Here is a 16,389-nt window from a genome sequence, read left to right as displayed (position 1 = left end):
TTGATCACTAGCATCGTCGGCGTGCGGAACCTGCCCGGCTCCGGCGGCGGCCGGACACTGCTCGACGTCCTCCTCGACGCCGCCGACACCACGCCGGACCAGGTCATCGTGCACGTGCGGGAGGACGGCAGCGAGCACGCGGTCACCCACCGCGAGTTGCGGGACGAGTCGCTGCGGGTGGCCGGCGGGTTCCAGGCCGCCGCAGTGGCTCCCGGTACGCCTGTGCTCCTGCTCGCCGACGCCGGGGACGACTTCCAGCCGATGTTCTGGGGCGCGCTCGCCGCCGGGCTGGTACCGGTCCCGCTGCCGCCCGAGCCGTCCCGGGTACGGGCGGTCCGCGAACTGCTGACCGGGGCGGCGGTGGTGACCGACGACGCCACCGCAGGGGTGGCTGACGGGTTGCCCGGGCCGGTCCTGCGGCTGGCCGGGCTGCGTAGCGGTCGGCCGCCGGCCAGCCTGCCCGCGCCGACGCCGGACGACGTGGCGTTCCTGCAGTTCTCCTCGGGCAGCACCGGGTCGCCCCGGGGCGTGGAGTTGACCCACGCCAACGTTCTGGCCAACCTGGAGCAGGCCCGGGTCGCCACCGGCGCGCATCCGGACGACGTGCTGGTCACCTGGATGCCCTACTTCCACGACATGGGGCTGATCGGTACCCATCTGACGCCCCTCGCGGTGGGCCTCAAGCAGGTACGGATCCCGCCGCTGGCGTTCGCCAAGCGGCCCGCGCTGTGGTTCACCACCGCCCACCGGCACCGGGCGACCCTGCTGTCGGCGGCGAACTTCGCGCTGGCGCTGGCGGTCCGTCGGGTGCCGGCGGACACCCTCGCCGCGTTGGACCTGAGCTGCGTCCGGTTCGTCGCGGTAGGGGCGGAACCGATCTCGGCGGCGGTGTGGCGGGCCTTCCTGGCCCACACCCGCCCGGCCGGTCTCGCTCCGGCCGCACCGCAACCGGTGTACGGCCTGGCGGAGGCGACCCTCGCGGTGACCTTCCCCCCGTCCGGGGAGGTGGCGGCACCGCTGGTGCTGGACCGGGGCGAGCTGAGCCGGGGGCGGGCGGTACCGGCCCGCCCGGGACCGCAGGCGGTGGAGCTGATGGACCTGGGTCACCCGGTGGCCGACTGTGCGCTGCGGATCGTCGACGACCGGGGCCGGCCGGTGGGCGAGGACCGGGTGGGCATGATCGAGGTACGCGGACCGAACGTGGCCCGCCGCTACCACCGGGCACCGCAGGCCAGCCGGGAGACCTTCGTGGACGGCTGGCTGCGTACCGGTGATCTGGGTTTCCTGCGGGGCGGGCGGCTCTGCGTCACGGGCCGGGCCAAGGACGTGGTCTTCGTCAACGGCCGTACCTTCCACGCCCCTGACCTGGAGGAGGTGGCCGCCGCCACCCCTGGCCTCCCGGCGGGCACGGCTGCGGTGGTCGGCTGCACCGATCCGGACGGTGGTGGTGAGCGGATCGTGGTGTTCGTGCCGTGGGCCCGGCCCCCGTCCGCCGCAGCCGGTGTGCTCGACGCGGCCCGGGCCCGGGTGTCGGAGGCGTCGGGGCACGACGAGGTCCGGGTGCTGCCGTTGCCACCTGGCGCGTTCGCCCGCACCACCAGCGGAAAGCTGCGCCGGCGGCGGATGCGGGAACGGTACCTGGCCGGTGACTTCGCCGACCGGGAACGGCGCTGGTACCCGTCGCACACCCCGTCCGACCGGTCCTCGGGTGCGGTGTCGCGGATGCCCCGGCACGAGGTCGAACGGCTGGTCGGTCAGGTGTGGGCCCGGGTGCTGGACCGGCCGGCCACCACCATCGACCCGCACGACCGGTTCCTGGCCATCGGCGGCTCCTCGCTCAAGGCGATGGAGGTGCTCGCCGGGCTGGAGGATGCCTTCGGCACCACGCTCGATCCGGCGGACCTGCGGGACTGTCCGACCGTGGCGGCGTTGACCGACCGGATCGTCGCCCGGGCGGCCGAGCCGCCGGCGGCGACCGGGCCGGTCGTGGTCACCGACCCGGGCCCCGCGACGACGACGGGGACCATGGCGGTGATCGGGATGGCCTGCCGGTTCCCCGGCGCGGACAGTCCGGAGGAGTTCTGGCAGTGGCTGGTCGAGGGCGGGGACGCGGTCCGCCCGGCCCCCGCCCACCGGTGGGTCACGCCGGAGGACATGCCCCGTTGGGGCTCCTTCCTCGACGACCCGATGCTCTTCGACGCCGGGTTCTTCGGGCTCACCGACGAGGAGGCCCGTTACGCGGATCCGCACGCCCGGCTGTTCCTGGAGATCGGGTACGAGGCGCTGGAACGCGCCGGGTACGCCGGCCCGCGCCGGCACGGCCGCCGCATCGGCGTCTTCGCCGCCGTCGGGGAGAGCGGCTATCCGGAGCTGCTGGCCCACCACGGGCCGGTGACGTCGGCGGCAGCGCTGGCCGGGAACCTGCGCAACCTGGTGGCGGCCCGGCTGGCGCAGCTGCTCGACCTGACCGGGCCGGCCGTGGCGGTGGACACCGCCTGCTCCTCGGCGCTCGTCGCGCTGCATCTCGCCGGGCGCAGCCTGGCCAGCGGCGAATGCGACATCGCGGTGGTGGGTGGGGTCAACCTCAACCTCACCCCGACGGGGTACCGGCTGCTCGGCGCCGCCGAGGCACTCTCCCCCACCGGACGGTGCCGCGCCTTCGACGCGGACGCCGACGGCTTCGTCCCCGGCGAGGGCGGCGCCGCGCTCGTGCTGTGCCGGCCCGCCGACGCCGACGCCGCCGGTGACCAGGTACTCGCACTGGTCACCGGAACGGCGGTCGGCAACGACGGCCGGTCGCTGAGCCTGCTCGCGCCGAACCCGCGGCGGCAGCGGAAGGTGATCGAGCGGGCGTACCGGGAGGCGGGGGTCGATCCGGCCCGGGTCAGCTACGTCGAGGCCCACGGTACGGGCACCGCGCTGGGTGACCCGGTGGAGGTACGGTCCCTGGCGCACGCGTTCCCCCCGCAGCCCGACGGGACACCGCGCTGGCTCGGGTCGGTCAAGACCAACCTGGGTCACCTGCTCAACGCCGCCGGAATGCCGTCGCTGGTGAAGGTGGTGCTCGCGCTGCGCCACCGAAGGCTGCCGGCGTCCCTGCACCACGTGCGGCCGTCCACCCGGTTCGATCTCGCCACGGCGGGTTTCGCGGTGGTCACCGGGACACGCGAGTGGACCGCCCCCGCGTCACTGGTGGCCGGGGTGAACGCGTTCGGCTTCGGCGGTACGAACGCCCACGCCATCCTGCAGGAGGCGCCGCCCGCCCCACCCGCACCCACGACAGCCAGCGGGGAACCCGACTGGCACCTGGTGACCCTCTCCGCGCACACGGGTACCGCGCTGCGCCGGGCGGCCCGCGACCTCGCCGGGCACCTGCGCGAACACCCGGAACTCGATCCGGGCGACGTGTGCGCCAGCGCCGGCACGGCCCGCGACGACGGGCCGTACCGGCTGGCGGTGGTCGGCACCGCCGACCTGGCCGACCGGCTGGCCGCTACGGCGACCGCCCCGGCGTACGGGCCGGTCACCCGCCGGCCCCGCACGGTGTTCCTCTTCCCGGGTGTGGACGCGCCGGTGCCGCCCGTGCGTGCCGTGCGGGACCTGCACGACCGGCTGCCGGTGTTCCGGGCGGTCCTCGCCGACGCCTCCGCGGCCGCCGGCCCGGTGGCCGGGCGTCCGTTGCTGTCCTGGTGCCTGGCCGGGACGGTGGACCCGGAACGGACGCGGGACGCCCGGACGGTCGCGGCGGCGGTGAACGTCGCGGTGGGGCTCGCGGTGGCCCGGCAGCTCACCGCGTGGGGAATGCCACCCGACGCGGTACTCGGGGACGGGACGGGGGAACTCGCCGCGTCCGCCGCTTCCGGGGTGCGCGACGTCGCCGAGGCGGTCCGGCTCGCGGTCGCCCTCACCAGCGTCGGGGTCCCGGAGCCGGCCGGTCCAGACGGGTCGACCGGCCCGGCGGACGCACCGGCGCTGCGGGCGGCGCTGCGGCGGTTGCGCGACGACGGGTACGACACCTTCGTCGAACTCGGGCCGGCCGGCCCGCTCGGCGAGACGGCCCGGGCGGAGGCCGGTGAGGGACCGGTCCACGTGCTGGCCGTGCTCGACCCGTCCCCGCACCCGGAGGGGGTGACCGGGGCCGGGTCGCTGCTGGCGGCGGTGGGGCTGCTCTGGGCGCGGGGTGGTCCCCTGGACAGGTCCGCGCTGTATGCCGGCCATCGGCGGGTCGCCGTGCCGACCTACCCGTTCGAGCGGCGGGCGTACCGGCCACCGGGGGCTGCGGACCCGGGCGGGTCCGGTGCCGTTCCGCTGCACCGGGTCGCCTGGCGGGAGACACCCCTGCCGGCCGACCCGTTGCCGGCGAGGGTCTGGCTGTGGGGCCCGGGTGCCGGGGCGGCCGGGAGTCCGCTCGCCGACCGGCTCTCCGCCGCCCTCACCGCGCGGGGCGTCGAGGTACGCCCCACCGGACCGGCCACGGCACCGCAGACCGGGGCGCCCGCACCGGGTCGCCACGACGTGGCCGTGTTCCTCGCCGGTGCCGCAGTCGACCCGCCGGACGTGGGCACACTCGACACCGTCGTGTCGGGCCTGGTGCACGCCTTCCACGCCCTGCTGGGCGGGCTGGACGACGGACCGGGACGGCTGCTGGTGATCACCGAGGACGTCCACGTCACCGGCGCGGCGGTGGAACGGCCCCGCCCGGTGCAGGGGGTGCTGACCGGGCTGGCCGCCGCCCTGGCCGACGAGCGGCCCGACCTGCTGGTCCGGGCGACGGATCTGTCCAGCCTCGACGGTGTGGCGGCGCGGGTGGAATCCGTCTGCCGGGAGCTGTCCGGGCTCACCGGTGTGTCCGGGCCGGTGGGAGCCGAGGGGGTCACCGGTGTGTCCGGGCCGGCGGGAGCTGAGGGGGTCACGGCGACCGGCGTGGCCTGGCGCGGCGGATCCCGCCTCACCCGGTTCCTCACCGAGGTACCGACGCCACCGGACCGGCCGGCACCGGACGCCACCGACCCGGGCGCGGTCCACGTGATCCTCGGCGGGGCCGGCGGGTTCGGTGCCGACCTGGCCCGCGCCCTGGCCCGCCAGGGCCGCCCGACCCTGCTGCTGGCCGGCCGCTCCGCGCAGGCCCCCGCCGCGCTGCTGGCCGAGCTGTCCGGGGCCGGCGCCACCGTGGAGTACCACCGGTGCGACGTCACCGTCCGGGCCGACCTCGACGCGCTGCTCGGGGGTCCGCGCCGGCTGGACACCGTGTTCCACGCGGCCGGGACCATCCGGGTGGGCACCCTGCGGGCGAAGTCCCCCGGTGATGTCCTCGCCGTGCTGGCGCCGAAGGTACGCGGCAGCTACCTGCTCGCCGAAACACTGCACCGGCACGGCCACCACGGCACGCCGGTGGTGGGGTTCTCGTCGGTCAGCGCCGTGCTGCCCGGACTGGCGGCGGCGATCGGGGACTACGCCGCGGCCAACGCCTTCCTCGACGCGTTCGCCGCCGCGCACCGGGCCGCCGGCCGGCCGTTCCAGGCGATCGGGTTCGCCGCGATCACCGGCACCGGCATGGCGGCCCGGGCCGGGGTCGTCGCCGGTCCCGGCGGGGACCGGCCGGCCGGGGGCGGGGGCATCGGCGCCCTGACCGTCCGCGAGGCGCTACGGGCGCTGACGGTCGCCGGGAGTGTCGACGCGGCCCATCTGGTCGTCGCGGACCTGCGCCCCCAACGGCCGGACACCACCGGGACCGCCGGGCCACCCGGGGGCACCCGGACGGATCCGCCCGGCGGCGGGCAGACGGTGGCGGAGCTGGGCGAACTACTGCGCCGGCTGGTCGCCGAACCGCTGCACCGCCGGCCGGAGGAGATCGCCGACGACACCTCGTTCCTCGCCCTCGGCCTGGACTCCCTCGCGGCCGTGGACCTGGTCAGGCGGTTGGAGGACGAACTCGGCCGGGAACTGCCGGTCACCCTCTTCTTCGAGTACACCACCATCGCCGAACTGGCCGGGCACCTCGCGGCCCAGCCCGCCACCCCGGTGGTACCGGCGCCCACGCCGCTGGTGGCGGACGGGGACGAGAGGTTCCCGCTGACCGCGGTGCAGCGGGCGTTCCACGTCAACGAGCGGCTCCACCCGACCGTGGCGAGCTACGGCCTCGTCCGGCACACGGTTACCGGTCCGCTCGACACCGACCTGCTCGGACGGGCCCTGGGCCACCTTGAGGCGCGCCACCCGATGTTGCGGGTGAGATTCGTGGCTGGCACCACGGTCACCGCGCCGCAGCAGGTGATCCTGTCCCCGGCGGTCCCCGCGCCCGCCTGTCCGGGCTGGTACCGGGAGCAGCACCACACCGGTACCCTCGCCGCGTTGGAGGAGCAACTCTGCAACACCCCGGTCGACCTCACCCGTGACCCCCCGCTGCGGGCGGTACTCGTGCGGGAGAGCCCCGATCGGGGCCACCTGGTGCTCGTCATGCACCACGCCGCCGGGGACGGGTTCAGCCTCAACCTGCTCAGCGAGGAGCTGTGGGCCACCTACACCGTCCTGGCCCGGGGAGGGACGCCGCAGCCGTCGCCGCCGGCCACCGACTTCCCCGCGTACGCCCGCGGTGTCACGGCCCCGGCGGCACCGGACCTGACGTACTGGCGGGACATCCTCACCGGCGGCGGGTGGACGCTACGGTTGCCGTTCGACGGTGACAGCGGCACCGCGCCCGCTCCCCCGTACGCGACCCACCCGGAGCACCTGGGGACGGAGCTGGTGGCCGGGCTGCGCGAGCATGCCGCAACCGCCGGGGTCTCCCTGTTCCATCTGCTTCTCGCCGGATACGTGCGGTGCCTGGCCCGGTGGTGCGGGCAGCGGCGGGTCCCGGTGAACGTGGCCCGGGCCGGCCGCGAGGCACGCCTGCCCGGCATCGACCGGATCGTCGGCCCCTTCGCCGACACCCTGCCGCTCCTGGTCGACGTGGACCCGGACGAGCCGGCGGGTCGGCTCGCCGATCGGCTCCGCCTCGCCTGGTCGGCCGCGCAGCGGCACGGCTCGGTATCCAGTCTCGACCTGGCCCGGCTGCTCGGCCCGGCCGGCGGGGGCCCCCGCACCGCGAGCCCCGCCGGGTTCAGTTTCGCCCGTTTCCCGGTCAACCGGGACCCCGACTGCCCGGTCACGGTGGCCGCGACGGCTGCCGGCACCGCGTCGGCGGCCACCCGGCTCAGCCTGCTCTGCTGGGAGTCCGGCACGACGCTGCGCTTCTCCTGGAACTTCCCGGTCCGGCTGTTCGACCGGGCGACCGTGGCCCGGCTCGCCGCCGAGCACCGGCGGGAACTGGTCGCCCTGGCCGGGGCGGGACGGCCGGACGCGGGTACCCGGCACACCGCCTCGGCAGCCGGTGCCCGCCCGGCACCCGGGTCACGGGCCCGGGAGGCAGCGGCCGGTACGGCCGAGGGTGGCGACGTCAGCGCCCGGATCCGGGCGGTGTGCCGACGTACCCCCGAGGCGGTGGCTGTGCACGACGGTACGACGGCACTGACGTACCGGTCCCTCGACCTGGCCGCCGACGGGGTGGCCGCGCTGCTCGCGACGTACGGGGTGGGCCCGGGTGACCGGGTGGGGCTGCTCACCTCGCCAGGGCCCGGCACGGTCGTCGGGGTCGTCGGGATTCTCCGGACCGGTGCCGCGTGGGTACCGCTGGACGCCGGACACCCACCGGCCCGCCTGCGCGACCAGCTTGCCCGGGCCGGGGCTGAGCTGGTCCTGCACGACGACGAGTGCGCCACCGCCGCACAGCAGATCGGCGACGACGCCCGGCTGGTCCGGCTCGAACCGGTGCGGTCCGCCGGGCCGGGCGACGGAGCCGCCCGGCCCGATCCGGGACCGGCGGGCCGTACGCCGTCCCCGCAGGACCCGGCCTACGTGATCTTCACGTCGGGGTCGACGGGACGACCGAAAGGCGTACCCGTCACGCACCGGTCGATGCTGAACTACCTCGACTGGGCAGTCACCACCTTCGGGTACCGACCCGGGGACCGGCTCGCGCAGACCGCCTCGATCTGCTTCGACGCCTCGGTACGGCAACTGCTGGCGCCGCTGCTGGTCGGCGCCACCGTGGTCACCTTCACCCGGTCCCTGCTGCGTGACCCGGAGGCCCTGCTGTCCCGGCTGGAGCGGGACCGGATCACCGTGTGGAGTTCGGTACCGACCCTGTGGGAGAGGATCCTGCGGGCCGCCGAGGAACGGGCGGCACAACACGGTGCGGCACCGGATCTGACCTCGCTGCGCTGGGTCCACGTCGGTGGGGAGGAGCTGTCGCCGGTGCCGGTACGGCGCTGGTTCGACCTGTTCGGCAGCGGTTGCCGGATCACCAACCTGTACGGCCCGACCGAGGCGACCATCAACGCCACCTGGCACCTGATCGACCGGCGTCCGGGCGACGAGGTGCGTCGGCTCCCGATCGGCCGGCCGGTGGGTGGGGCGGTCGTGCGGGTCGTTGACGCCGAGGGTCGGGACTGTCCCCCCGGGGTGGCCGGGGAGCTGTACCTGGGTGGGGTCGGTCTCACCGCCGGCTACCTCGGTGAGCCGGAGTTGACCGGGGCGGTGTTCGTGGTCCGAGACGGCGAACGGTTCTACCGCAGCGGCGACCGGGGGCGGATCGGACCGGACGGCGACCTGGAGTTCCTGGGTCGGTTGGACGACCAGGTGAAGATCCACGGTTACCGGGTGGAGCCCGGCGAGATCGAGGCGGTGCTGCGCAGGCACCCGGCGGTGGCGGCTGCCGTGGTGCTGCACCAGACCGATCCGCACCCACGGCTGCACGCCTTCGTCTGTCCCGTGCCGGGGGCCGCCCCGACGGTGGCCGGGCTGCGCGCCCATCTCCGTACCAGCCTGCCGGAACACCTGGTCCCGGCCCGGATCCACCTGCTGGAGAGCCTGCCGCTGACAGCCGTCGGCAAGGTCGACCGGGACCGGTTGTGGGCCCGGGTCCGGAGCGGGCCGCCGGTCGACGGCGGGACGGGCACTGACACCAGCACCGGCACCGGCACCGGCACCGGCACCGAGGAGAGGTTGGCCCAGATCTGGCGCGACCTGCTCGACCTGCCGGCGATCGGACCGGACGACGACTTCTTCGCCCTCGGCGGCGACTCCATCCTGGTCCTGGAGGTGTTCGCCCGGTTACGGGAGAAGGTCCCGGCCGCGCCGAGCCCGACCGTCATCTACCAGCACCGGACCCTCGCCGAACTCGCCGCCGCGATCGATGCGGAGACCGGGGAGGTCGTCCGGGCGACCGGGGAAGTCGTCCAGGCGACCGGGGAGGTCGTCCGGGCGACCGGGGACGCCCCGGCCGGATGCGCCGACCGGCACGGCCCCGGCGACGTGACCTCCCCGCCCGGCTCCGCTGCGGATCCGACGGCTCCGTTCCCCGTGACGGCGACCCAGCGCGGGTTCCTGCTCGCCGACGCGGTCTCACCGGGTGCCGGTACCACCTGGCTGGCCCGACTGCGGCTACACGGGCCGGTACGGCGGGAGGTGTTCCAACGCGCCGTCGACGTCCTCGTCGCGCGGCACCAGATGCTCCGGGTGGTCTTCCCCGCCGGCACCCGGCCGCCGGTGCAACAGGAGCTGCCCGTGTCGTTGCGGCTGCCGGTCGGGTACGAGGTGCTGCCCGCCCCCGCCGACCTGGCCACCCGCGTCGCCGAGGAGCGCAGCCGGCGGTTCGAGCCGTGGGCCTGGCCCCTGCTGCGGCTACGCCTCCTGGCGCTGGCACCGGACGAGCACGTCCTGCTGGTGCACGCGCACCACCTGATCGGCGACGGGTACAGCGTCGCCCTGCTGGGCCGCGAACTGCTGGCGGTCTACCACCGGCTGGCCGCAGGCGAGTCCGACGGGCTTCCCGCGCTGCGGACGAGTTTCCGGGACTACGTGGCGCTGCTGACCCGCCGGGCGGGCGCCCCACCGGATCCCACCGCACGCTCCTGGTGGGCGCGCCGGTTCGGCCGGCCGTACCAGCCACCGGTGCTGCGCACGGATCGTGGATCCGGGTCGACCAGCCGCGACCGGGACGACGACGGGTCGGTACCGGCGACCGCGCCGGCACCGGTGTGCGGCTTCACCCTCGATGCTCCGGTCGTCGCCGGTCTGCGCCGGCTCGCTGCCGGTGCGGCGACCACCCTGCATGCCACGGTGCTGACCGGGTACCACCGGGCGCTGACCCGGTTCACCGGTCAGGACGACCTGGTCGTCGGTCTGGCCGTCACCGGCCGGGACCACCCCCTGCCCGATCTGCACCGCGTCTTCGGTCCGTGCGCGACGATGCTGCCGCTCCGGCTGTACGGCACGGCCGCGTTCCCGGACCAGTTGGCCCACATCGCCGCCGAGGTCGCCGCAGCCCGGCAGCACGACCATCCGCCGTCGATCACGGCCGTCGGACCCACCGTGGGACGGGACGGAGCCCCGGTCGGCGCCCAGTTCTTCTTCAGCTTCCTGGACTTCGACGCGCTCGGCACACCCGGGCCGGGCCCGGCCGCCGGCCCGAACCCGGGCAGGTCCCGTCCCGGCCCCGGCCGACTCAGGCTGAGCTGGGACGACGACGACACGGACCTGGCGCCGCCGCCGATCGGCACCGACCTGTTCCTGACCGCCCGGCCCGTGTCGGGTGGCCTACGGATCACGGTCCGCGGTTCCGCAGCGGCGGTGAGCCCGACCGGGCTCGCCCGCCTCGCCGACTGGCTGCGGGACGACCTCACCACCGCAGCGACGGCAGCCACCCGGCCGCGCCCGGCACCGGCCGCCGGAGCGGGCGCGGCGGAGAGCGCCGCACCGGCCCCGTTGCCCGCCCCGGCGTCGGGGCCGTCGCCGGCGCAGTTGACCGCAGCCATCGTCGGCTATCTACCACCGCCGGCGCAGCTGGCCGCGATCGCTGGTCTACCCGCCGGGAGCCTGTCCCGGGAGCACCTACGCGGCCTGCTCTTCCCGGGCGGCCGCCCCCGGCTGCTGGAGGAGTTGACCACCCCACTGGGGACCTCGGGATTCGTCTGCCTTCCGCGCTTCTCCGACGAGTTGGCCGGTGCCCGGGAGACACTCGCCGCCGAAACGGCCCATGCCGTCGACCTCGCCGCCGGCCTCGGAGCCCGGTGCGTGTCGCTCGCCGGGATGATCCCCGCCCACACCGGTTACGGCACCGGCGTACTGCGGTACGCCAGTACCACCGTGGCGGTGACCACGGGACACGCGGTCACCGCCGTCTCCGTGGTACTGGCGGTGGAGGCGGCGTTGGCCGCGACCGGACGGACCCTCGCCGGACGGACCCTCGCCGTCGTCGGCCTCGGCTCGATCGGCTCCTCCTCGTTGCAGCTGCTGCTCGCCCGCGCCCCACACCCGCCGGCCCGGCTCGTACTCTGCGACATTCCCGCCGCAACACCCCGGCTGGCCACCCACGCCGCACGCCTACGGGCCGACGGTTTCCCCGGCACCGTCGAGGTGTGTCAGTCCGCGCCCGGGGTCCCCGGCGCCGTGTACGCCGCGGACGTGGTCATCGGGGCGACGAGCGCGGCGAATCAGCCGATCGACGTCGACCGGCTCCGTCCCGGCACGATCGTGGTCGACGACTCCTTCCCGCACGCCCTGGACCCCGCCCGCGCGCTGGCCCGGATGCGACGCGACCGCGACGTCCTCGTCGTCGGCGGCGGCCTGCTCCACCTGGGACGCACCGGGCGCACCGTGCCAGCGGACCTGCCGCCCGCAGTGGCGGCCGGGCACGCGGCGGGTTTCGGCCTGCCCGACACGATCGCCTCCTGCCAGCTCGAGTCACTGCTCCGGGCCGCCACACCCACCCTGCCCCTGGTACACGGTCCGGTGGACCTCGCCACGGCAACCGGTTACGCGCAGGCGCTGACCGGGGCCGGAATCACCGCAGCGCCACTGCACCTCCTGCGCCAGCTCATCGAGCCGGACCCGACCGCCTGGTAGGACAACCCGCCCCTGGGTCATGTCGCCGCCCCGGGTCCGATCCAGCCCGGCCGTGGGAGAAATCGAATTCCTGCCCGTATAGGCTCTCGGATTGACCATCCTTGCATGGTTGGCCGCGACGGGCAGTGACGCTCGTGCGACCGCTTTCTGGGTCCGCTGCTGGACTGGGCGCAAGACACCGACGAGGGACGGCCGCATGACGACCATCTATGACGTGGCTCGGGTGGCCGAGGTCTCGGCGTCGACGGTGTCCCGGGTGCTCAACGGGCACGCGTCGGTGGATCCGGACCTGGCGGCGCGGGTCCGCCAGGCGATGCTCGACCTGGACTACCGGCCCAACGCGGTGGCCCGCAGCCTGCGCCGGAAGCGGACCAGCCTCTGGGCTGTGATCATCTCCGACATCGGCAATCCTTTCTTCACCTCGCTGGTGCGCGGCATCGAGGACGTGGCGCAGGAGGCGGGCTTCTCGGTGGTCCTTTGCAACGGGGACGAGGATCCCGACAAGGAGTCCCGTTACGTGACTGCGGCGTTGGCCGAACGGATGGCCGGCGTGATCATCTCACCGTCGGGGCGACCGGCCCTGATCAACCGGCTCACCGAGGCCGGGATGCCGGTCGTGGTCATCGACCGGCAGCCCCGGGGGGTGGCCGTGGACACCGTGCTCGTGGACAACGTCCATGGAGCCGAGACGGCCACCGCCCACCTGATCGACAGTGGCTACCGCCGGGTCGCCTGCATCACCGGACCACGCCGGATCTCCACCGCCCTGCAACGACTACGCGGATACCAGCGGGCCCTGCACACGCACGGCCGGATTGTGACGGAGGAACTGGTCCGGTTCGCCGACTTCCGCGAAGACGGCGGGTACCAGGCCATGGCGTCGCTGCTGAGCGCGGCCGAGCCACCGGACGCGGTCTTCGTCGCCAACAACCTGATGACGGTGGGTGCGCTGGAGTGCCTGCTGGACCGGGCCGTCGCCGTACCCGCCCAGTGCGGCGTGGTCGGGTTCGACGACATCCCCTGGGCCCATCTGGTCCGGCCCTCACTGAGCACCGTCGCGCAGCCCACGTACGACCTGGGGCGGGCTGCGGCGTCGCTGCTCACCGAGCGGATCGCCCACCCGGCGAAGGCGCCCTCGACCGTCACCCTGCACACGACGCTGCGGATCCGCGAGAGTTCGACCCGCGCCCTTCTCCCGCCGGGCGGGCAGCTCCCGGACCGTCGGGGTGGAACCGAACAGCTCCACTGAGCCCGGCGTCAGCGGCACCTGCCCGGATCAGAGGTCGACGTCACCGCACAGGTGCACCCGTACGCCGAGTTCGTCGAACATCGCGGCCTTGACCCGCAGGGCACGGTCGGCCGCCCCGGCGTCGTCGGCGTAGACCACGTTGACGTGGTTGGCCCGGTGCCGGGCCATCAACTGGTCGCGGCCCACGCCGTGCAGCACGGCGTGCATGATCGGCCACTGCGGGGTGGTGGCCTGGAGCCGGCGCTCCGTCTCGGCGGCCGGTAACTCCACCACACTGCCCCGGCCCAGGTCGACGTGCAGCACCCCGTCCATGATGAAGACCCGCGACCAGACGATCTCCCCCGGCCGGGAGACACCGCTCAGGGTGCCGCCGCCCAGCGGGAAGTACATCGGCGGTTGCCGCATGCTGTACGACCGGTCGTAGCCGCCGTTGTGGGACGCCGGGACCGAGCCGGAGATCTCGAACACCCAGACGAAATCCGGCCCGTACTGCTCTCCCCAGCGGATGTCGTGCAGCGTCGTGGCCGGGTCCATTCCCATCGCGGTCCAGATCCGGTTGGTGACCAGCGAGTCCACCGCGACGCCCTCGTCGACCTCGTTGAAGTGCGGCAGGGCCTGTCCCGGATAGAGCTCACGCGACCCGTCCCGGCTGATCACCGGCGGTCGGGACACGTTGTTCAGCAGCCCTTCGGCCAGGTCACTCGCCGGCACGGTGTCCTTCAACCCCTGCTGGTACTGGATACCGACCGCGTCCAGACCGAAGTCGTCGGCGATGCGCAGGGCGGCGATGTACATCTTGAACTGGCTGAGCAGCTGCGCGTCGGTCAGTTCGGTCGCCTCGTCGGTACCGGTGTGGAAGGTCAGGCCGGCCCCGTCGAGCCAGGCCCGCACCGCGTGGGCCTCCTCGTCGGGTACCTGCGACATCTCCGCAACCAGCGCGCTCTGCGACAGCCGTTCCTTGAAGATGCCGAGCGGGTTGAGCAGTTCGTCATCGATGATCGCGTTGTACATGCCCATGCAGCCCTCGTCGAAGACCCCGATGATGGCCCGTTCGCGTACCAGCTGACGGGCCAGCGCCACGCCGAGCGTCACCTCGGGGTCGGACGGCAACGACGGCAGGTCCCGTACGTGGCTGTCGTCGTGGGTCACCTCGCCGGTCTCCAGCCAGGTCTTCAGTCCCCGGCGCGCCCACTCGTCGGTGAAGTCCTCGCTCCACAACGCCGAGTAGCGCACGCCCGCCTTGGTGAGGCTGCCGGCGAGGTTCAGCAGGCCGACCAGGCCGGGGAACTGTCCGCTCCAGTTCGCCACGAGCAGGATCGGCCCCCGGTGGGCGCGTAGTCCGGCCAGCACGTGGTGGCTGTACTGCCACACCGCCTCCACGACGATGAGCGGGGCGTCGACCGGGATGCGCCGGAAGACCTCGATCCCGGCGCGCTGGCTGTCGATGAAGCCGTGACCGGTGGCGTCGTCCACCTTGTGGGCCCGCTGGGTGTGCCAGCCCAGGGCGGTGACCGCGGCGGCGAGGTCCGCCTCCAGGCGTTGCTGGGTCGGCCAGCAGGTGACGTTCGCGCTCAGCCGCAGGTCACCGCTGGCGACCGTGTAGACCGTCTGAGGGACGGCGGTCGGCGGGTCGACCAGCATCGGCAAGGTGTAGTTGCTCACGGGGTGACGTCCTCCACTGGCTCGTCGTTACCTGGCGGGGTCGGAGTCGCAAGGCGCGCCTGCCGGGCGGCCAACGCGTGGGCGATGGACGTCGTACCGACGTACAGCTCCCGGTACAGCTGGTACAGCTCGTCGTAGTCGGCGGCGAGCGCCGGGCGCGGCTCGCGGACCTCCCGGATCGGGTTCCACCGGTGGATGAGCACCTGCTCCACCACCCCGGCGGCCAGGAACGCCGCCCCGTAGCTGGCACCGATGGTGACCGACGGGATGTGCTGGGTCCGGCCGGTGATGTCCGAGACGATCTGCGTCCAGAGGCCGCCCTGGGTGCCGCCACCCACCGCCACGACGCGCCGGATGTCGCCACCGGCCGCCTCGATCGTCTCGATGTTGTGCCGCACTCCCAGCCCGGTCGCCTCCAGCGCGGCCCGGTAGATGTCGCCCCGCCCGTGGGAGAGCGTCAGGCCGGCGATGACGCCCCGGGCGTCGGGATCCAGGATGGGTGTGCGCTCCCCGGCGAAGAACGGCAGCATGAGCAGGCCCCGCGCGCCCGGCCCGGACCGCTCGGCCAGGCGCAGGAGTTCGGGGTAGTCGGCGGCGTCGAACAGCTCCCGCAGCCAACCGGTGATCGCCCCGGAGGTCGCCATGCCGCCGGCCAGGTTGCGGGTGCCCGGCAGGGCGCCGACCGTACCCCACAGCGACGGGCTGGTCAGCCGGTGCGGCACCGTGTGCACCAGGAACATGGTGGTGCCGTACATGAGCATCAGGTCGCCGACGCCCTGGGCGCCCACGCTGACCGCCTCCGACCAGGCGTCGATCGTGCCGGTCACGACCGGGGTGCCCGGCGGCAGTCCGGTCGCCGCGGCGGCCACGGCGGTCACGCCGCCGGCCACCTCGCCGGGCCACCGCAGATCGGGCAGGTCCAGCCCCGGGGCGATCTCGTCGGCCCAGGGCCGGTACCACTCCTGGGCCACGGTGTCGTACAGCGGGGTGCACTGGCTGGCCGAGTGCTGGTCGATCAGGTACCGCCCGGTCAGCTTGAAGACCAGCCAGGAACTCGGCATGAACAGCCGTCGGGCCCGGGAGAACACCTCCGGCTCGGCGTCGGCGACCCAGGCGATCTTCGCTCCCGCCGCCTGCGTCGACAGCGTCGACCCGCACCGCCGCAGGATCTCGTCCGTGCCGTACCGCTCGGTGAGCCGGGCGATCTGCGGTGTGGACCGGGTGTCCACGCCGTACAGGATGGCCGGCCGCAGGGGCGTACCACCGCCGTCGGTGAGCAGCACGCACGGTCCCATCCCGCTGACCCCGACCGACACCACGTGGGCGTCGCCCGGGGCGAGCAGGTCCCGGGTGAGGGCGACGAACTCCTCCCACCAGATCCGGCCGTCCATCTCCACCCAGCCGGGTCGCGGTCGGTCCACCCGGTGTTCCCGGCTGCAGGAGCGCAGTACGTTCCCGGCCAGGTCGACCAGGACGCCCTTGCTGCTGGATGTGCCGATGTCGACTCCGACCACCGCCGCCACGGTCATGCCAGG

At 74.4% G+C, this 16,389-nt stretch carries 4 protein-coding genes; 2 read left to right on the top strand and 2 right to left on the bottom strand.

The window, feature by feature from the left end:
- Positions 1-21: 21 nt before the first annotated feature.
- Both V6U90_RS14840 and V6U90_RS14835 read left to right on the top strand, forming a co-directional pair.
- Complete coding sequence (locus V6U90_RS14840) at positions 22-11,943, top strand: amino acid adenylation domain-containing protein (RefSeq protein ID WP_334435901.1); 11,922 nt, start codon at positions 22-24, stop codon at positions 11,941-11,943.
- 196 nt (positions 11,944-12,139) lie between these two features.
- On the top strand, positions 12,140-13,192 hold the full coding sequence (locus tag V6U90_RS14835; RefSeq protein WP_334435899.1) for a LacI family DNA-binding transcriptional regulator: 1,053 nt from the start codon (positions 12,140-12,142) through the stop codon (positions 13,190-13,192).
- A gap of 27 nt (positions 13,193-13,219) precedes the next feature.
- On the opposite strand, the gene V6U90_RS14830 is transcribed toward V6U90_RS14835, so the two are convergent.
- Positions 13,220-14,854 (bottom strand): fucose isomerase, encoded by a 1,635-nt coding sequence (locus V6U90_RS14830; RefSeq protein ID WP_334435896.1) that lies wholly within the window; start codon positions 14,852-14,854, stop codon positions 13,220-13,222.
- Complete coding sequence (locus tag V6U90_RS14825; RefSeq protein ID WP_334435893.1) at positions 14,851-16,383, bottom strand: FGGY-family carbohydrate kinase; 1,533 nt, start codon at positions 16,381-16,383, stop codon at positions 14,851-14,853. The genes V6U90_RS14830 and V6U90_RS14825 overlap by 4 nt, the downstream gene beginning before the upstream one ends.
- Positions 16,384-16,389 lie beyond the last annotated feature (6 nt).

The sequence above is a fragment of the Micromonospora sp. CPCC 206060 genome (genome assembly GCF_036906895.1).
Classification (GTDB): Bacteria; Actinomycetota; Actinomycetes; order Mycobacteriales; family Micromonosporaceae; genus Micromonospora.
This window is presented reverse-complemented; position numbering and strand designations above follow the sequence as displayed.